This is a genomic window from Nocardioides sp. NBC_00163, from assembly GCF_045206295.1.
Taxonomy (GTDB): domain Bacteria; phylum Actinomycetota; class Actinomycetes; order Propionibacteriales; family Nocardioidaceae; genus Nocardioides.
The window spans coordinates 3,723,033-3,740,680 of the sequence record NZ_CP108155.1; the positions used below are offsets into that span (position 1 = coordinate 3,723,033).

A 17,648-nucleotide genomic window follows, 5' to 3' on the forward strand; every position below is an offset into this window, starting at 1 on the left:
AAAGTCGTTTACCCTCTGGGGTATGGCAGCTGATCTGGACAGACACGTCCGCGGGATCGTCGACGGCGTCGCCTACCTGGTGCTGGCGACCTCGGATCCCGATGGCCGGCCGCGTACGTCGCCGGTCTACTTCTCCCACGACGGCTACAGCGACCTCTACTGGGTCTCGGCGCCCGACGCGCAGCACTCCCGCAACCTCATCCGCGACCCGCGCGTGGCCGGGGTCATCTTCGACTCCTCGGTGCTGCCGGGGTACGGGGCGAGCGCTGCGTACGTCACCGGGATGGCGCGCCAGGTGCCCGACTTCGAGCTCGAGAAGCGCTGCGCGGTGGCGTTCCACCGGCTGGTCGGCACAGCTCGGGCGTTCAAGCCCGAGCAGCTGCGCGGCGAGGCCTCGCTCCGGCTCTACGTGATGGACGTCGAGCTCTGGGAGGCGCACCTTCCGGGCGTCGATCCTGATGACGAGTCCGTGCCCGAGACCAGGGTCGAGGCCGCCCCGGAGGTCTGAGGCGGGTTCAGGTCGTGGGGCGGAAGAGGAGGTGGATCTCCTCGCGCAGCTCGAGCCGCTCGATGCCGATGTCGTAGACCGGCTCCAGGATCTCGGGCCGGAGCACCTCGTCGACGGTGCCGCGGGCGGCGACGCGGCGCTGGTCGAGCAGCACCAGATCGTCGCAGTAGCGAGCCGCGAGGTTGAGGTCGTGGAGCACGACGATCGCCGTCGTCCCCAGTTTCCGGACCAGGGAGAGGATCTCGTGCTGGTAGCGGATGTCGAGGTGGTTGGTCGGCTCGTCGAGGAGCAGATGGGTCGCCTCCTGTGCCAGCGCCCTTGCGATGAGCACCCGCTGCCGCTCGCCACCGGAGAGGGCGGCGAAGGAGCGCGGGCCGAGGTGGGTCCCGCCGACGCGCTCCAGGCACTCCGCGGCGATCGCCAGGTCGTGCTCGCCGGCCCTGGCGAAGGCGGACAGGTGCGGCGTACGTCCCAGCAGGACCATCTCGCCGGCGGTCAAGCTCGTGTCGGTGCCGGACTCCTGGACGACCACCGCCAGGCGCCGGGCGACCTGCCTGGCGGGGAGCCTGGCGAGGTCGTCGCCGTCGATCTCGACGGTGCCCGTGCCCTGGAGGGCGCCGTAGAGCAGCCGGAGCAGGGTCGTCTTGCCGCTCCCGTTCGGGCCGATCAGGCCCAGCACCCGGCCCTCGTGGGAGGCGACGTCGACGTCCTCGAGGATCGTCGTGGTGCCGTACGTCCAGGACAGGCCCGCTGCCTCGATCACCGGCCGAACCTGTCGATGATCCGCTCCAGGCCGTCGACGGAGAGGGCGGAGGGCGGCTCGGTGAAGTTGAACAGCTGCGCCATCACGTCGCCGTTCCTGACCGCGGTGAGGTCCTCGGCGCCGGCGAGCTGGGTGATCGACTCCTCGACCTTGGCAGGGTCGCCGGCGTTGTGGAGCAGGATGATCACGTCGGGGTCGCGCTCGAGGAGATCCTCGGTCGAGACCTCGAAGACGCGCTCATCGACGTCGGCGAAGACGTCCTCGAACCCGGCCGCCTCCAGCTGCGGGTGGGCCATCGACCTGGTGCCGTAGGCGTAGGTCACGCCGCCGCCGACGGTGGGGTAGAGCACGGCGGCCGTACGTCCCTCGCCGACCTTCTTCGTTTCCAGCTCCGTCACGCGTTTGCGCAGGTCAGCGACAGCCTGGGCGGCTTCGTCCTCGCGGTCGAAGACCTTCCCGTAGGTCTCCAGCTGGCTGTAGACGTCGTCGAAGCCGGGGTCGTCGACGCCCTCGGGGCACATCGCCGGCTCCTCGAGGAGGTCGATGTCGACGGCGTCGAGGGTGTCGCGGGAGAGGTTGTCGACCTCGCCGAGGACCAGGTCGGGCTGCTCGGCGATCACGATCTCCTTGGAGATCTGCAGGTGGCCGCTGGTGTCCATCTCGTCGGTGAGCAGCGGGATGTCGTCGAGCTCGGCCTGGGTCTCTGCGTCGTAGTAGTCGGCGGGATACTCACCGGCCCTGGCCACGACCCGGTCCATCACGCCGAGCGCGTGCAGGTAGGGCACCGCCGAGCTCTTCAGCATCACGACGCGCTCCGGCGGAGCGTCGAAGGTGACCTCTGCGCCGCAGTTCTCGACGGTGACCGGGAAGCCGGCGGTTGCGGGCAGGTCGCCGGCGGCGTCGGCGCCGCAGGCGGTCGTCGTGGCCAGCACGAGGGTGGCGGTGGCGAGCATGGGGCGGATCATTTCGGCTCCTTGATGGTCAGACGTCGCGCGCCGAGAAGCGCCGGATGAGGACGATGAGGAACGGGGCGCCCAGGAGCGCGGTGACGATCCCGATCGGGATCTCCTGGGGCTGGAGGAGCACACGGGCGAGCACATCGGCCCAGACCAGCAGGATCGCGCCCATGAGGGCGGCGGCCGGGATCGCCACGGAGTGGGCGGAGCCGACGGCACGCCGGGCCAGGTGGGGCACGACCAGGCCGACGAACCCGATGCTGCCGGCGGCCGAGACGACCACGCCCACGGTCAGTGCCACGAGGACCAGCAGCAGGGTGCGGAAGCGGTCGGGGGAGACGCCGAGGGTGTGGGCGGTCTCATCGCCGATCGCGAGGGCGTCGAGACCACGACCGGACAGGGTCAGCAGGGCGATGGTGGCGAGCACGGCGACGGCCACGACGGCCAGCAGGCCGTTCCACTGTGCCAGGCCGAGCGAGCCGAGCAGCCAGAACATCACCGACCGCGCGCCCTCGGCCGATCCCGAGGCGAAGATCAGGAAGCTGGTCAGGCCGTAGAGGAGGTAGCCGACGGCGACGCCGGAGAGGAGCAACCGCAGCGAGGTGACCCGACCGCCGCTGCGGGCGAGCGCGAACACCAGGAACGAGGCCGCGAGGGCACCGAGGAAGGCGGAGCCGGGCAGAGCGTACGCCCCGAGGCCGGTGCCCGCGCCGAAGAGGATCGCCGCCGCGGCGCCGCTGGAGGCGCCGGAGTTGATCCCGAGCAGGTAGGGGTCGGCGAGCATGTTGCGGACCATCGCCTGCAGCGCCATGCCGGTGACGGCCAGGCCCGCTCCGACCAGGGCGCCGAGGAGCACGCGGGGGAGGCGTACCTTCCACACGATCGCCTCTTCGGTGGCCTTCCAGCCGGCCTCGGGCAGGCCGAGGAGGTGGTGGCCGAGGATCTGGGCGACCGTCCCCGGAGAGACGTACGCAGCACCCAGCCCGACCGCGACCACGACCGTCGCCACGGCGGCGGCGAGGAGGCCCAGGAGCCAGATGGCGGCGCGCCGGCGGCGGCGACGTACGCCGAGAGGGTCGTGCACGTGGGGGCCTTCCGAGACTGCTCCGGGACTAATGCGAAGAACTTGCAATAAGTTAGCAGAGGCTCGCTTCGGCCTGAGGTGAGGGTTCTTTCGCGGGCCGTTGGCCGGTTCTGGGAAGATATGCGCATGACCTCGTCCCTTCCGCAGTCAGCTGACGTGCTCGTCGTGGGGGCAGGGCCCGCGGGCTCGGCCGCGGCGGCCTGGCTGGCGCGCGCCGGGGTCGATGTCCTGTTGACCGACGCGGCCGTCTTCCCGCGTGACAAGACCTGCGGTGACGGGCTGACTCCGCGCGCGACCCACGAGCTGGTCCGGCTCGGGCTGGAGGACTGGCTGCGTGCGCACCCGGTCTCGAAGGGCCTGCGGGCGCACGGCTTCGGGCAGACGCTGCACCTGCCGTGGCCCGGCGGAACCTTGCCGTCGTGGGGTTCGGCGGTGCCGCGGGCCGAGCTCGACGATCACCTCCGCACGGTGGCGATCAAGTCCGGCGCGACGGCGGTCGACGGCGTACGCGCGGTGGACGTGCGATGGGACGGCGATCGGATCGCCGCGGTTGTCTTCGAGGGTGGCCACGAGGTGGCCTGCCGGTCGGTCGTGGTCGCCGATGGCGTGCGCTCGCCGCTCGGCAAGGTGCTGGGCCGGGAGTGGCACCGCGACACCGTCTACGGCGTCGCCGGTCGGGCCTACATCGCCTCCGACCAGGCCGACGACGAATGGATCTCCTCCCACCTCGAGCTGCGCGACGAGTCTGGTGAGGCGCTGCCGGGATACGGCTGGATCTTCCCGCTCGGATCGGGCGAGGTGAACATCGGCGCGGGTGCGCTGGCCACCTCGAAGCGGCCCGCAGACGTCGCGATCAAGCCGCTGATGAGGCACTACACCGAGCAGTGTCGCGACCAGTTCGGGCTCACCGGCGAGCTGCGGGCGGAGAAGTCCGCGCTGCTGCCGATGGGTGGTGCCGTCTCCGGTGTCGCCGGCGCCAACTGGGCGCTGATCGGCGACGCCGCCGGGTGCGTGAACCCGCTCAACGGCGAAGGGATCGACTACGGCCTCGAGACGGGACGGATGGTCGCCGACGCGCTGATCGCGGGCGAGGACCTGGCCACCGCCTGGCCGGCGACCCTGCGTGAACACTATGGCGAGGCATTCTCCATCGCCCGCCGTTTGGCCGGCATCGCCACTCGTCCGCGCCTGGTATCCACCCTCGGACCTGCGGGAATGCGCTCCGACTGGCTGATGACGCTGGCCCTGCGGTGGATGGGCAACCTGGTCACCGACGACGACCGCGACCGCGCCGCCAAGGTGTGGAGCTGGGCCGGTCGCCGCTCGCTGGCTCTCGACTCCCGACCCCCGTTCAGCTGATGGCGACGCGGAATCGGGGCCGCAGCGGGCGGCGACGCAAGCTTCCGAAGGTGCAGCGGGTGGGGGCGTACGCCGTCATCATCCGGGCCGGTGCGGCCGCTGAGCCGGAGATCCTGCTCAGCCGGCTCTCGGAGAAGGTCACGCCGGAGGAGCGATGGACGCTGCCCGGCGGCGGGATCGACCACGGCGAGGACCCGCGCGACGCGGTCGTGCGCGAGGTCTACGAGGAGGCCGGCGTGCCGGTCGAGGTCGGCGTCGAGGCACGGGTCTACTCCGTCCATCAGGCGAAGGCCTGGCGGCTTGGCCGTCGGGTCAACGCCCACGCGATCCGGATCGTCTACGACGGCTGGGTGCCCCACGACGCTCCGGAACCGCAGACGATGGAGGTCGACGGATCCACCGCGGAGGCGGCCTGGCTGCCCCTGGCCGCGGTGACGAGCGGCGAGATCCCGACGTCTCCGCTGGTCACCGACGCCCTCGAGGTGCACAAGCCGTCGCGGATGCAGCGGCTGGCTGCGTACGCGTTCATCACCCGCCCCTCCGACGACGCGATCCTGCTCACCCGGATCTCGCCGCTCGGCTACCACTCAGGCACCTGGACGCTGCCCGGTGGCGGGGTCGACTTCGGCGAGCAGCCGCGCGAGGCGCTGGTGCGCGAGGTCGTCGAGGAGTGCGGCCTCACCTGCGAGGTCGGCGCGCTGCTCGACGTGCACGACGTGAACATCACCGGCACCGCCCCCAGCGGTCGTCACGAGGAGTTCCACGGCGTCCACCTGATCTTCGCCGCGACTGTCGCCGACGGCGAGGATCCGCGGGTGGTCGAGCAGAACGGCACGACGGACGACGTCCGCTGGGTGACCCGCGCCGACCTGGAGACCCTCCCCCTCCTAGACGTGGTGCAGGCAGCCCTGGCCGCCGAAGCGTCGAAATCTGGCGCCGAGTAGTCGAAATCTGGCGCCGAGACGTCGATTTCTGACGGCGAAAGGTCAGTTCTTGCCACCGATGTGGCGTACGGAAAATCGACTTGTCGACGCCATAAATCGACATCTCGACGCCGAGGACTGACTCTTCGACGCCAAGAACTGACGTCTCGGCGTCAGATTCTGACTTCTCGCGGGTTAGTCGAGGGCGGCCTGGGTGCCTACGTTCTGTTCTTCGGCTGCTGCCAGGACGAACCTGGCGGCGGCTGCGTCTTGGGCACCTACGCCTACGGAGAGGTAGGTGACGGTGTCGGCCGCGGCGGGGGTCACGGAGGATGCGCCGGTGAGTAGGGAGCCGAGGTCGGTGATCCGGTCCGCGGCGACCAAGCCGGAGGCTATGGCCTCGACGAGGGGGCCGGAGTCGGTCAGCGCCGAGGGGCGGTAGTCGACCACGACCGTGGAGCGCGACAGCAGCGACGGCGGCAGCTCGACGCGGTCGGGGGCGAAGGAGCCGACGCTGGCGACGGTGGTGCCGTCGGTGACCCAGGAGTCCTCGATCACCGGGGTGAGGGACGAGGTGCAGAGGACGACGATGTCGGCACGGCGTACCGCTTGGGGAAGGTCGTGGGCGGCGCGAGCGCCGTGATGGAGGGCGATCTCCTCCGCCGCGGAGGTGCTGCGGCCGAAGATCCAGAACTCGGCGTCGGGGTGGGTCACGTCGAAGGCGTCGAGATGGGCCCGGGCCTGGGCGCCGGTGCCGACGACGAGGACGTTCTCGGCATCGGGCGCGACCTGTTGCATGGCGAGGGTCGTCGCGGCGGAGGTGCGCAGGCCGGTGACGCTGTCGCCGTTGATGATCGCGCGCGGTGCGCCGGTCTCGGCGTCGAGGACCGTGATGACCGAGTGCACGGCACCCAGCCCGCGGGCGGCGTTGGCCGGGTTGACGCTGCCGAACTTGCTCACCGCGGGGGCGTCGGGGGCGATCCGGGAGGAGTAGCAGAACGAGACCGAGGAGTCCGGTCCAGGCACGAGAAGCCGGGGAGGCTGGACGGCCTCCCCGGCTCCCAGTCGGGTGAACGCCTCACGCTGGGACTCCAGCGCGAGGCGGGGCGTGAAGATGCTGCGTACGTCTGTGGCGGAGAGGATCCTGACGGTCACCCCGCCACGCTAGCCCCTCAGACGGTGGCCTTCTCCGGGGTCTCCTCGAGCGCCACGTCCTTGGTCTCCTTGCCGATGACCAGCGAGATCAGGGTGATCACGGCCATCACGGAGAGGTAGACGCCGACCAGGACCGGCGAGCCGTCGGCCTGCTTCCACAGCGCGACCGCGATGAACGGCGCGACCGCGGCGCCGAGGATCGAGGCGACGTTGTAGGAGATGCCGGAGCCGGTGTAGCGCACGCTGGTCGGGAACAGCTCTGGCAGCAGCGCACCCATCGGGCCGAAGGTGAGGCCCATCAGCGAGAAGCCGAGAACCAGCCAGAGGAGTACGCCCACGGTGCCGGCGTTGACCAGCGGCACCCAGGCCAGGCCGAAGACGATGATCCCGAGGGTGACCGCGATCAGCAGCCGGCGCCGGCCGAAGCGCTCGGCCAGCGGCCCGGAGACCATGGTGAAGATGCCGAAGAAGATCACGCCGAAGATCAGCATCAGCACGAAGGTCGTGTAGCCGTAGCCCAGACCGGGCACCGGGAGGTCCGTGGCGGCGGTGCCGAACGACAGCGAGAACGCGGTCATCAGGTAGAAGAGCACGTACGTCGCCAGCATGAAGAAGGTGCCGAGGACCAGCTGCTTGCCCTGGTTGCGCACGACCGAGGCGAGCGGGACCTTGCGGACCAGCCCGGCGTCCTGGCTCTTGGTGAACACGTCGCTCTCGACCAGGCGCAGCCGGACCCACAGGCCGACGATGACCATCACCGCGGAGAAGAGGAACGGCACCCGCCAGCCCCACTCCAGGAACGCCTCGGACGGCCTGGTCGGGTCGGCGCCCTCAGCGGAGAGCAGCGCCGCGATGGCCAGGAAGAGGCCGTTGGCGAGGATGAAGCCCAGCGGCGCGCCGAGCTGCGGGAACGTACCGTAGATGGCGCGCTTGCCCTCCGGGGCGTTCTCGGTCGCGACCAGGGCCGCACCGCTCCACTCGCCGCCGAGCGCGAAGCCCTGGGCCAGGCGCATCAGCACGAGCAGTGCGGTGGCGACCCAGCCGACGGTCTCGTACGTCGGGAGCGCACCGATCAGGAACGTCGCGATGCCCATGGTGAGCAGCGAGATGACCAGCGTCGTCTTGCGGCCGAGCCGGTCGCCGAGGTGGCCGAAGAAGATCGCGCCGATCGGGCGGGCGACCATCGCGGCGCCGAAGACCGCGAAGCTCGCCAGGAGCGCGGTGGTCGGGTCGCCGGCCGGGAAGAAGAGGGCGGGGAAGACGAGGACGGCAGCGGTCGCGTACGCGTAGAAGTCGTAGAACTCGATCGTCGTCCCGATGAGACTGGCGACGAGCACGCGCGAGCGCGGGTTGGCCGGTGCGGGGGTGGCGGACATGGTCTCTCTCCGAGGTCTGGAAGTGCCCGCGCTCTCGCGGGCTGTCCCATTATATGAGAGTCGAATATCGCTCACTGAGACGGGTTCGGGTTGTGGTCGTCGACGGTGGGCGCTGACCGGTGACCGCGCCGAGGTCTGTGACAATGTGCGGGTGAATGCGACTGCCTCGGATCTGGCGAATGAGCTGCGCAACCAGGGGATCAGCCGGGTCGACGACTCGCCGCTGGCCCGGGCGCTCTACTCCAGCGACGCGAGCCTCTATCGGGTCGTGCCCTCCGTCGTCGTACGGCCGCAGTCCCGCGACGAGCTGCTCGCGGTGCACGCGGTGTCCCGTTCGACCGGGGCGCCGGTGACGATGCGAGGTGCGGGCACCTCGATCGCCGGCAACGCCGTCGGGTCCGGGATCGTCGTGGACACGCGCGACCTGCGGACCATCTACGAGATCGACCCGGAGGCGCGGACCGCGCGGATCGACCCGGGCGTCGTGCACGCCGACCTGCAGCGGGTAGCGGCTCCGCACGGGCTGCGGTTCGGGCCCGACCCGTCAACCCACACCCGCTGCACCATCGGCGGGATGATCGGCAACAACGCCTGCGGCAACCGGGCGTTGGGCTACGGCCGCACAGTCGACAACATCGAGGCGCTGACCGTGCTCTTCGGCAACGGCGAGCAGGCGATCTATGCAGATGGCGTCTCGACCGGGGAGACCGCCGAGCGCCTCCAGGCGCTCGTCGGCGCCAACCTCGGTCACGTGCGGACCGAGTTCGGCCGGTTCGGGCGCCAGGTCTCGGGCTACTCGCTCGAGCACCTGCTGCCCGAGAAGGGCGGGCGGGTCGACCGGTTCCTGGCCGGCACCGAGGGCACCCTGGCGACGATCCTGGAGACGACCGTGCGGCTCGTCGAGGACTCGCCCGGGCGGCTGCTGCTGGTGCTCGGCTACCCGACGATGGCAGAGGCCGCCGACGCGGTGCCTGCGCTCCTGCAGGTGGCGCCGGGGCGGCTGATCGCGTGCGAGGGGATGGACGCGCGGATCGCCGACCTGGTGCGCGCCAAGGGCCGCCCGGTGCCGGATCTGCCCAAGGGCGCTGGCTGGCTGATGGTCGAGGTCGCCGGAGAGGACGCGCCTGACCTGGTGAAACGCATCGCCGCGGAGTCCGGCGCGCTCGAGTCGCGGGTCGTCGTCGATCCCCTCGAGGCGGCCGCGCTGTGGCGGATCCGCGAGGACGGTGCCGGGCTGGCCGGGGTCTCGCTGCCCACGCCGGCCCACTCCGGCTGGGAGGACGCCGCGGTCCCGCCGGAGCACCTCGGTGCCTGGCTGCGCGACTTCGAGGGAATCTTGGAGTCTTTCGGCCTGCACGGCTACCCCTACGGCCACTTCGGCGACGGCTGCATCCACTGCCGCATCGACTTCCCGTTCGCGCCGGACGCGCCGGAGTCGGCCCAGGTGTTCCGCGAGTTCATGACCGCGTGCGCGACGCAGCTGGTGACCTACGGCGGCTCGCTGTCGGGCGAGCACGGTGACGGGCGAGTGCGCTCGGAGCTGTTGCCCATCATGTACGACTCCACTTCCATCGAACTCTTCGAGCAGGTCAAGGGCATCTGTGACCCCTTGGAGCTGCTCAACCCGGGCAACATCGTGCGGCCCGCGTCGATCACCGACGACCTGCGTCCGGTGCGACCCCGCGCCCTTCCTCGGACGGGCCTGCGGCTGATCCACGACTCCGGTGACCTGGGTGCCGCCGTGCACCGCTGCACCGGCGTCGGCAAGTGCGTCGCTCCCAAGACCGCCGGAGTGATGTGTCCCTCCTACCTCGCGACCCGCGAGGAGAAGGACGCGACCCGTGGACGCGCGCGGGTGCTCCAGGAGGCGCTCGACGGGTCGCTCGTCGGTGGGCTCGGCGACCCCGCGGTGAGCGAGGCGCTCGACCTTTGCCTGGCCTGCAAGGGGTGTGCCTCCGACTGCCCCACGGGCATCGACATGGCGACGTACAAGTCCGAGGCGCTCTACCAGAAGCACGACGTCCTCGGGGAGCGGCGGCCGCGTTCGCACGCTCTTCTCGGGCAGCTGCCGAAGTGGGCACGGCTCGCGGCGCCGTTCACCGGCATGGCCAACGCGTCGCTGAAGATCTCGCCGCTCGCCAAGATCGCCAAGAAGACCGCCGGCATCGACCAGCGGCGCTCGATCCCCGCGTTCGCGCCGAAGACGCTGAAGCGGTCGGCGCCGACCGCGAAGCTCCCCGAGACCCCGGACGTGTGGATCTGGGCCGACTCCTTCACCGACCACTTCTTCGCCCAGTCCGGCCACGGCGCGATCGCGTGGCTCGAGTCGCAGGGCCTGACCGTCCGCGTGATCGGCGAGAAGGCCTGCTGCGGGCTCACCTGGATCACCACCGGCCAGCTCGACGACGCGCGGAAGATCATGGAGAAGACCGTGCGTACGCTCGCCCCCTATGTCGCCTCCGGCGTCCCCGTCGTCGGCCTGGAGCCGTCGTGCACCGCGACGCTGCGGTCGGACTCGGTGGAGCTCTCGGCGCTGCCCGAGGCCGAGGTCGTACGTGACGGGATGCTCACCTTCGCCGAGCTGGTGAAGCGGCTGGTGGGCGAGGGGCGGGCGACGCTGCCGGACCTGACCGGCGTCGAGGTCGTCGCCCAGCCGCACTGTCACCAGCACGCCGTCCTGGGCTGGGTCGACGACGAGGCGCTGCTGACCCAGGCCGGCGCGAAGGTCACCCGGGTCTCCGGCTGCTGCGGCCTGGCCGGCAACTTCGGGGTCGAGGAGGGGCACTACGAGGTGTCGGTCGCGGTCGCGGAGACCCACCTGCTTCCGGCTGTCCGGTCCCACCCCGACGCCGTCATCCTGGCCGACGGGATGTCGTGCCGCGTCCAGCTCGACGACCTCGCCTCGGTCCCCACGATGCACCTCGCCGAGCTCTTCGCCTCACGCGTCTGAAGGTGGTCGGCCCGGCTGGATCAGCCCAGCCAGAGCAGCGCCACGGCGATGAGCATCAAGGCCGCGGTGAGCCCGTGGACCCCGAAGGCGCGCGCCTTGCTCCCTCGGTTGCCGAGAATCACGAGCATGTCGCCGACCGGGATCATGGCCTCGACGAGGACCACCCAGGGGACGGCGTCGGGCTCGACGAAGATCAGCGGGATCAGGACGAGCCCGCTGGCGATGTCGCGTACGCCCTTGAGCTGCCACCAGGCGCGAGCCTCGGGGGCGGGTAGGACCGGCAGGCCGAAGCCGGCGGCGTTGGCCTCGTTCCTCAGTAGATACATCACGCCGACGTAGATGATCCCGAGGGCGACGATCCAGATCAGGACCATTCCGATGGTGTACAGCATCTGTAGCTCCCTGTGTTTTCGATGCCAGATTTTCTAGCAATGCTAGCGATAGGAGCAGCGAGTGTCTAGCGTTGCTAGATTTCTGTCCCGGGGACGTTCGGGAGCGACGGGCCTCGGCGATGGGCGTTGGGGTGTGGCGCGCGCCTAGACTGAAGCGGTGAACCCGCGTTACCGCCGAATGATCATTCCCGGCGCGCTGGTCGCGCTTCTGCTGGTGGTCGTCATTGCCGGGGTGCTGAGTTGAGCAGGGAGTCGGAGCCGCTGCTGCGGGCGCTGAACCGGATGCGGTCGGTGATCCTCGATCCCGAGCAGCTGGTCAAGGCGGTCGCGTCCGGCAAGCAGCGTGGCAGTGCACCGAAGTGGCGTCGCGCCGAGATCCGCTACGTCGACCTGAAGGCTGGCCGACACCTGCAGATCACGACGTACGACGCGACCCAGGCGTTCACCGCGAACCACCCGGTGGGCGACCCGGCCGCGCTGGACGACCTGCTCGACCTGCCGTTCGCCAACTGGGTCGTGACGACCGCGACCGAGCAGACCCAGATCCAGGCGAAGTCGCCGACGACGGCGCTGGTCTCGACCACGGAGCTGACCGCTCCGGTCGAGGTCGAACGCGGCCATGACCAGGCGAAAGAGCGACTGCTGCCGGAGTCCGACCCGGTCTTCCGGGTGCTCGGTCTCTCGGACAAGGACGGGAAGCTGAAGCCGTCGCGCCAGGCGAAGTACCGCCAGGTCGAGGAGTTCCTGCGCCAGCTCGACGCCGCCCTGACCGACGCGATGAAGTCCGGCAAGGTCCGCACGCCCACCGCCGAGGAGCCGCTGCGGATCATCGACCTGGGTGCCGGCAACGGCTACCTCACCTTCGCAGCCCAGCGCTACCTCACCGAGGTCCGCGAGCTGCCCGTCGTCGTCACCGGCGTCGACGTCAAAGAGCAGTCGCGCGAGCACAACTCGAAGATCGCTGACGAGCTGGGAGTGCACGCCGAGTTCGTGGCAGGGACGATCGAGGGCGTACAGCTCGACGAGAAGCCCGACGTGGTGCTCGCCCTGCACGCCTGCGACACGGCCACAGACGACGCCCTCGCTCGCGCGATCGAGTGGGAGGCGCCGCTGGTGCTGGCCGCGCCGTGCTGCCATCACGACATCGCCGCCCAGCTGCGCAAGGCCCCGACCCCGGCGCCCTACTCCATGCTCACCCGCCACGGCATCCTCCGCGAGCGCTTCGCCGACACGCTGACCGACGCCCTGCGCGCGAGCCTGCTGCGCCTGTCCGGCTACCGCGTCGAGGTCGTGCAGTTCGTGGAGAGCCAGCACACCCCGCGCAACACCATGCTCCGGGCGATCCGCACCGGCTCGCCGGTCAAGGGCGGCTCGGTGAAGAAGGAGTACGACGAGCTCGTGGCCGAGTGGGGCGTACGTCCGAAGCTCGGCGAGCTGCTCGCGGAGCGATGAGATCCGAGCGATGAAGGCGGTCGTCGCCGCGGGCGCACTCGGGCTGGTGCTGATCTCGGCCGTGCCCGCGAGCGCCGCCGGCGACGACGTGCTCTTCGCCTTCTCCGACCCGACGATCAGCGAGGCCAGCGCGCTGACGCCGCTCGGCAAGGGTCTGTACGCCACCACCAACGACTCCGGGGACAGCGGCCGCGTCTTCACCGTCGACTCGCGCGGTGACACGGTCGGGGTGACCCACTGGGCCGCCGACCCGGTCGACGTCGAAGGGCTCGCGCCCGCCGGCCGCAACCACGTCTGGGTCGGCGACATCGGCGACAACAACAGCGTCTGGGACTCGATCAGGATCGCGAAGGTACGCGTCGGGCGCGGCGAGCGCACGGTCTCGCCGACCGTCTACGAGCTCGTCTACCCCGACGGGCCGCACAACGCCGAGTCCCTGCTGGCTCATCCCGACGGCCGCGTCTTCGTCGCCACGAAGGACTGGGGAGGCGGGCGGCTCTACGCGGTTCCGAAGCACCTCGACCCCGACGGCCCCAACCGGTTGAAGGAGGTCGCCCCGGTCATCCCGATGGCCACCGACGGCGCCTTCTTCCCCGACGGCAAGCACCTGGTCGTACGCGGCTACTACTCCGCCACGATCTACTCCTGGCCCTCGATGGACCGGGTGGGCTCCTTCCGGACCCCCGACCAGGAGCAGGGCGAGGCCATCGGTGTCACTTCGAAGGGCGAGGTCGTCGTGACCAGCGAAGGCATCCGCGCCGAGGTGATCCGGGTCGACCCCGAGCTGGTCGGTGAGGTGCTCGGCGACGAGCCGCCCCCGACCGCCGACCCGACCGCCGATACAGCCCCGGACGAGGCCGAGCCGGCGAACGAGGGCGACGGTGAGGGCAAGGATGGCGACGACGGCGGTTCCGCCGGCCCGATCGCCCTGGTGGCGCTCGCAGTCGCGGCGTACTTCATCTTCCGCAAGCGCACCTGACGCCGAGTCGGCTCGTCATGACGAGCCGACTCGGCGAATCAGAGGCGGTCGACGACCCAGTCGATGCAGGCGGTGAGGGCCTCGATGTCGGCGGCGTCGACGGAGGGGTACATCGCAATCCGGAGCTGGTTGCTGCCGACGCCGCGGTAGGCGTCGAGGTCGACGACGCCGTTCTCGGCGAGTACGCGGCGTAGCTCGTCCTTGTCGATGCCGGCGTCGAGCTCGACGGTGCCGACGACGAGAGAGCGGTGGGTGGGGTCCTCGACGAACGGGCGGACGTACGGCGCCTTCTCGGCCCATGCGTAGAGCGCGTCGGAGGAGGCGGTGGTGCGGGCGACCATCGCGTCCAGCCCGCCCGAGGAGTTCATCCAGTCGAGCTGCTCGGCCATCAGGAAGAGCGTCGCGACCGCGGGGGTGTTGACGGTCTGCGCGCTGCGGGACTGCTTGATCGCCTCGGTCAGCGAGAAGAACGACGGGATGTGCCGGCCGCTCGCCGCGATCTCCTCGGCCCGCGCGATCGCGGCAGGGGAGAGCAGGGTCAGCCACAGGCCGCCGTCGGAGGCGAACGACTTCTGCGGCGCGAAGTAGTAGACGTCGCTCTGGGTCACCTCGAGCGGCAGCCCGCCGGCGGCCGAGGTCGCGTCGACGATGGTGAGCTGGTCCGCCCCCGCGCCGGCCGGACGTACGACCGGAGCCATCACGCCCGTCGAGGTCTCGTTATGTGTCCACGCGTAAACATCGACGCCGTCCTCGTACGCCGGTGCGGCCAGCGACCCCGGGTCGGCCGAGATCACCGACGGGTCGGCCAGCCACGGCGCCGCCTTGGCAGCGGAGAGGAACTTCTTGCCGAACGCCCCGAAGACGGCGTGCTGGCTGCGCTCGCGTACCAGGGCGTACGTCACCAGGTCGAAGAACGCCACCGAGCCGCCGTTGCCGATGACGACCTCGTAGCCCTCCGGCAGCGAGAACAGGTCGGCCAGCCCGGTCTGGACGCGGGCGACGAGATCCTTCACCGGCTGCTGCCGGTGGGAGGTACCCATCACCGACACCCCGGTCGCGGCGAGCGCCTCCAGGCGGCCGGCGGGCACCTTGGACGGCCCGGACCCGAAACGTCCGTCGGCGGGCAGGAGGTCGGCGGGGATCTGCAGCGTCATAAACCCATTCTCGCAAGTTGCGGGCATCGGCCAGAATACCGACGTGTCTGTTGAGATTCGCCGGGTCGCGTACGACCACCCTGATGCTCAGAAGCTGGTCGACCGGGTCCAGGAGTTCTACGTCGAACGCTACGGCGAACCCGACTACGACCCGACCGTGCCGGAGATGTTCGAGCCGCCCGCGGGTGCGTACTTCCTGGGCTACCTCGATGAGGTCCCGGTCGCCTCCGGCGCCTGGCGACGCTCCGGCGAGCCCGCCCTCGGGACCGTGGTGACCGCCGAGATCAAGCGGATGTACGTCGTGCCCGAGGCCCAGGGCCGAGGGCTCGCCAAGCGGATGCTCGCCCACGTCGAGGACTCGGCCCGCAGCGTCGGCTTCGAGGCCATGGTCCTCACCACCGGCGGCCTCCAGCACGAGGCCATCGGGCTCTACGAGGCGCAGGGCTACTCCCACGTCGAGCCGTTCGGCTTCTACAAGGACGACGAGCTCGTCCGCTGCATGGCCAAGAGGCTCTGACCTGGCCGAACGAAAATTCGTTTCGCCGAGGTCCACCTGCGGATGGATGATCCCAGCCATGACCGAGATCTTGCACTACTCCGCATTCACCACCAGCCCGAGCGGCGGCAACGGAGCCGGCGTCATCCTCGACGCATCCGCACTCGACGACGAGCAGATGCTGACGATCGCCGCCGAGCTCGGCTACTCGGAGTCCGCCTTCCTGACCCCCGGACCGAGCCCGGACGACGACCGGTCATTCACCCTGCGCTTCTTCAGCCCCAAGGCCGAAGTGGGCTTCTGCGGTCATGCCACGGTGGCCACCGCGGTGGCACTCGGCGAGCACATCGGCGTGGGCGACTTCGACTTCCACACCGCGGCCGGCCACGTCCCCGTCGCGGTGCGCAACGACGACGGCGTCCTGAAGGCCACTCTCACCAGCGTCGAGCCCCGGGTGCATGACGTGGACCCGGCAGACGTCGCGGAGGCTCTCGCGGCGCTCGGCTGGCGGGAGGACGAGCTCGACGCCGAGCTGCCGCCCAGGATCGCCTTCGCGGGAGTACGTCACCTGGTGCTGGCGGCCGCCACCCGCGAGCGTCTGGCGGAGCTGGACTACGACTTCGACCGGCTGCTCCGGTTGACGGAGCAGCTCGATCTGGCGACGGTGCAGCTGGTGTGGCGGGAGTCGCCGACGGTGTTCCACGTCCGCGACCCGTTCCCGGTTGGCGGAGTGGTGGAGGACGCCGCGACCGGAGCCGCGGCCGCGGCCTTCGGCGCCTACGCCCGTGAGATGGCCCTGGTCCCGGAGGACGCGAGCCTCACCCTCCACCAGGGGCACGACATGGGCAGCCCGTCACTGCTGGAGGTCGACCTGCGCGCCGGCGACCCGCGGGTGCGGGTCACCGGCGCCGCGATCAGGATCTGAGGAGCGGACGGGTCACTTCGCCCAGTCGGCGTTCCAGCCCTCGACCGCGTCGGCGGGGCGGGGGGAGGGGCCGGTGTAGATGGCGCTCGGGCGAATCAGGCGCCCGGTCTTCTTCTGCTCCAGGATGTGTGCGGACCAGCCACCCGTGCGGGCGCAGGTGAACATCGAGGTGAACATGTTGGCCGGGATCTGGGCGAAGTCGAGGACGATGGCGGCCCAGAACTCGACGTTGGTCTCCAGGACGCGGTCGGGGCGCCGGGCGCGGAGCTCCTCGAGCGCTGCCTTCTCCAAGGCCTCGGCGACCTCGTAGCGGGGCGCGTTGAGCTCGCGCGCGGTGCGGCGCAGGACGCGCGCACGCGGGTCCTCGGCGCGGTAGACGCGGTGGCCGAAGCCCATCAGGCGCTCGCCGGAGTCGAGCAGCCCCTTCACATAGCCGGAGGCATCGCCCGCCTTCTCGACGTCCTCGATCATGCCGAGCACGCGTGAGGGCGCGCCACCGTGCAGGGGCCCGCTCATCGCGCCGATCGCGCCGGAGAAGGCGGCAGCCACGTCAGCACCGGTGGAGGTGATCACCCGGGCGGTGAAGGTGGAGGCGTTCATGCCGTGCTCGGCGGCAGAGGACCAGTAGGCGTCGATCGCGTGGGCGTGGGCGGGGTCGGCCTCGCCGCGCCAGCGGATCAGGAAGCGCTCGGCGAGGGTCTTGCCCTTGTCGACCTCACGCTGCGGCACGATCGGCAGGTGGATGTCGCGGGCCGACTGGCCGGCGTACGAGAGAACCATGACGGCCACGCGAGCCAGGTCCTCGCGGGCCTGCTCGTCGGAGATGTCGTACGTCTGTCCGAACCCGAAGGCGGGCGCGAGCATGGGGATGGCGGCCTGGACGTCGACGCGCACGTCACCGGTGTGCACCGGCAGGTTGTAAGCCTCTGCGGGCGGCAGGCCGGGGCCGTATGAGCCGTCGATCAGCAGGCCCCAGACGTTCTCGAACGGCACTCGGCCGACGATGTCCTCGATGTCGACCCCGCGGTAGCGAAGTGCCGATCCCTCTTTGTCGGGCTCCGCGATCTGGGTCTCGAAGGCCACGACGCCCTCGAGACCGTGCTGTACCTGGCTCACTGCCGTCTCCCATTCTCCTAGTGTCGTTCCGCATTCTGCCCCACCCGCCCAGAAGATAGG

Annotated in this window: 16 protein-coding genes; 8 read left to right on the top strand and 8 right to left on the bottom strand. The window is 70.4% G+C overall.

Features of this window, described 5'->3' with window-relative positions:
* Positions 1 to 22 precede the first annotated feature (22 nt).
* Positions 23 to 508: a pyridoxamine 5'-phosphate oxidase family protein gene (locus OG801_RS17910; protein ID WP_406030198.1), complete on the top strand. Its 486-nt coding sequence runs from the start codon at positions 23 to 25 to the stop codon at positions 506 to 508.
* 7 nt (positions 509 to 515) lie between these two features.
* Here the strand turns inward: OG801_RS17910 and OG801_RS17915 are convergent, their stop codons facing one another.
* Genes OG801_RS17915 through OG801_RS17925 form a run of 3 tightly spaced genes read right to left on the bottom strand, consistent with a single transcriptional unit; the run spans position 516 to position 3,311 of the window.
* Positions 516 to 1,271 carry an ABC transporter ATP-binding protein gene (locus OG801_RS17915; RefSeq protein WP_406030200.1) on the bottom strand — a complete coding sequence of 252 codons (756 nt, stop codon included), beginning with the start codon at positions 1,269 to 1,271 and terminating at the stop codon, positions 516 to 518.
* On the bottom strand, positions 1,268 to 2,236 hold the full coding sequence (locus tag OG801_RS17920; RefSeq protein ID WP_406030202.1) for an ABC transporter substrate-binding protein: 969 nt from the start codon (positions 2,234 to 2,236) through the stop codon (positions 1,268 to 1,270). Before OG801_RS17920 ends, OG801_RS17915 begins: the two co-directional genes overlap by 4 nt.
* Positions 2,237 to 2,252: 16 nt before the next feature.
* A complete protein-coding gene (locus OG801_RS17925) occupies positions 2,253 to 3,311 on the bottom strand; it encodes a FecCD family ABC transporter permease (protein WP_406030204.1) in 1,059 nt (352 codons plus the stop codon).
* 126 nt (positions 3,312 to 3,437) lie between these two features.
* Here OG801_RS17925 and OG801_RS17930 point away from each other — a divergent pair, with 126 nt between their 5' ends.
* Positions 3,438 to 4,670 (top strand): geranylgeranyl reductase family protein, encoded by a 1,233-nt coding sequence (locus tag OG801_RS17930; RefSeq protein ID WP_406030206.1) that lies wholly within the window; start codon positions 3,438 to 3,440, stop codon positions 4,668 to 4,670.
* Positions 4,670 to 5,614, top strand: a complete 945-nt coding sequence (locus tag OG801_RS17935) for an NUDIX domain-containing protein (RefSeq protein WP_406030208.1) — start codon at positions 4,670 to 4,672, stop codon at positions 5,612 to 5,614. Before OG801_RS17930 ends, OG801_RS17935 begins: the two co-directional genes overlap by 1 nt.
* A 174-nt stretch (positions 5,615 to 5,788) precedes the next feature.
* Here the strand turns inward: OG801_RS17935 and OG801_RS17940 are convergent, their stop codons facing one another.
* Positions 5,789 to 6,748, bottom strand: a complete 960-nt coding sequence (locus tag OG801_RS17940; protein WP_406030209.1) for an ornithine cyclodeaminase family protein — start codon at positions 6,746 to 6,748, stop codon at positions 5,789 to 5,791.
* Between the two features lie 17 nt (positions 6,749 to 6,765).
* Positions 6,766 to 8,124, bottom strand: a complete 1,359-nt coding sequence (locus OG801_RS17945; protein ID WP_406030211.1) for an MFS transporter — start codon at positions 8,122 to 8,124, stop codon at positions 6,766 to 6,768.
* A gap of 151 nt (positions 8,125 to 8,275) precedes the next feature.
* Between OG801_RS17945 and OG801_RS17950 the strand changes: the two genes are divergently transcribed.
* Positions 8,276 to 11,074, top strand: a complete 2,799-nt coding sequence (locus OG801_RS17950) for an FAD-binding and (Fe-S)-binding domain-containing protein (protein WP_406030213.1) — start codon at positions 8,276 to 8,278, stop codon at positions 11,072 to 11,074.
* Between the two features lie 20 nt (positions 11,075 to 11,094).
* Here OG801_RS17950 and OG801_RS17955 read toward each other — a convergent pair whose 3' ends face one another.
* A complete protein-coding gene (locus OG801_RS17955; RefSeq protein ID WP_355019304.1) occupies positions 11,095 to 11,466 on the bottom strand; it encodes a DUF4267 domain-containing protein in 372 nt (123 codons plus the stop codon).
* A gap of 240 nt (positions 11,467 to 11,706) precedes the next feature.
* Between OG801_RS17955 and OG801_RS17960 the strand changes: the two genes are divergently transcribed.
* Positions 11,707 to 12,918, top strand: coding sequence for a class I SAM-dependent methyltransferase (locus tag OG801_RS17960; protein WP_406030216.1), 1,212 nt, complete (start codon positions 11,707 to 11,709; stop codon positions 12,916 to 12,918).
* A gap of 10 nt (positions 12,919 to 12,928) precedes the next feature.
* Positions 12,929 to 13,897, top strand: coding sequence for a hypothetical protein (locus tag OG801_RS17965; protein WP_406030218.1), 969 nt, complete (start codon positions 12,929 to 12,931; stop codon positions 13,895 to 13,897).
* A 38-nt stretch (positions 13,898 to 13,935) separates the two neighbouring features.
* Here the strand turns inward: OG801_RS17965 and serC are convergent, their stop codons facing one another.
* Positions 13,936 to 15,051 carry a phosphoserine transaminase gene (serC, locus tag OG801_RS17970; protein WP_406030220.1) on the bottom strand — a complete coding sequence of 372 codons (1,116 nt, stop codon included), beginning with the start codon at positions 15,049 to 15,051 and terminating at the stop codon, positions 13,936 to 13,938.
* Between the two features lie 43 nt (positions 15,052 to 15,094).
* Here serC and OG801_RS17975 point away from each other — a divergent pair, with 43 nt between their 5' ends.
* Positions 15,095 to 15,568, top strand: a complete 474-nt coding sequence (locus OG801_RS17975; protein ID WP_406030221.1) for a GNAT family N-acetyltransferase — start codon at positions 15,095 to 15,097, stop codon at positions 15,566 to 15,568.
* 58 nt (positions 15,569 to 15,626) lie between these two features.
* On the top strand, positions 15,627 to 16,472 hold the full coding sequence (locus OG801_RS17980) for a PhzF family phenazine biosynthesis isomerase (protein ID WP_355022050.1): 846 nt from the start codon (positions 15,627 to 15,629) through the stop codon (positions 16,470 to 16,472).
* Between the two features lie 12 nt (positions 16,473 to 16,484).
* Here OG801_RS17980 and OG801_RS17985 read toward each other — a convergent pair whose 3' ends face one another.
* A complete protein-coding gene (locus tag OG801_RS17985; RefSeq protein WP_355022049.1) occupies positions 16,485 to 17,588 on the bottom strand; it encodes a citrate synthase 2 in 1,104 nt (367 codons plus the stop codon).
* Between the last annotated feature and the right edge of the window lie 60 nt (positions 17,589 to 17,648).

Bases quoted from the DNA above. Each gene is read 5' to 3' on its own strand.
- OG801_RS17910 (WP_406030198.1), top strand. From the start codon at position 23: ATGGCAGCTGATCTGGACAGACACGTCCGCGGGATCGTCGACGGCGTC.
- OG801_RS17920 (WP_406030202.1), bottom strand. From the start codon at position 2,236: ATGATCCGCCCCATGCTCGCCACCGCCACCCTCGTGCTGGCCACGACG.
- OG801_RS17930 (WP_406030206.1), top strand. From the start codon at position 3,438: ATGACCTCGTCCCTTCCGCAGTCAGCTGACGTGCTCGTCGTGGGGGCA.
- OG801_RS17935 (WP_406030208.1), top strand. From the start codon at position 4,670: ATGGCGACGCGGAATCGGGGCCGCAGCGGGCGGCGACGCAAGCTTCCG.
- OG801_RS17945 (WP_406030211.1), bottom strand. From the start codon at position 8,124: ATGTCCGCCACCCCCGCACCGGCCAACCCGCGCTCGCGCGTGCTCGTC.
- OG801_RS17955 (WP_355019304.1), bottom strand. From the start codon at position 11,466: ATGCTGTACACCATCGGAATGGTCCTGATCTGGATCGTCGCCCTCGGG.
- OG801_RS17965 (WP_406030218.1), top strand. From the start codon at position 12,929: ATGAAGGCGGTCGTCGCCGCGGGCGCACTCGGGCTGGTGCTGATCTCG.
- serC (WP_406030220.1), bottom strand. From the start codon at position 15,051: ATGACGCTGCAGATCCCCGCCGACCTCCTGCCCGCCGACGGACGTTTC.
- OG801_RS17980 (WP_355022050.1), top strand. From the start codon at position 15,627: ATGACCGAGATCTTGCACTACTCCGCATTCACCACCAGCCCGAGCGGC.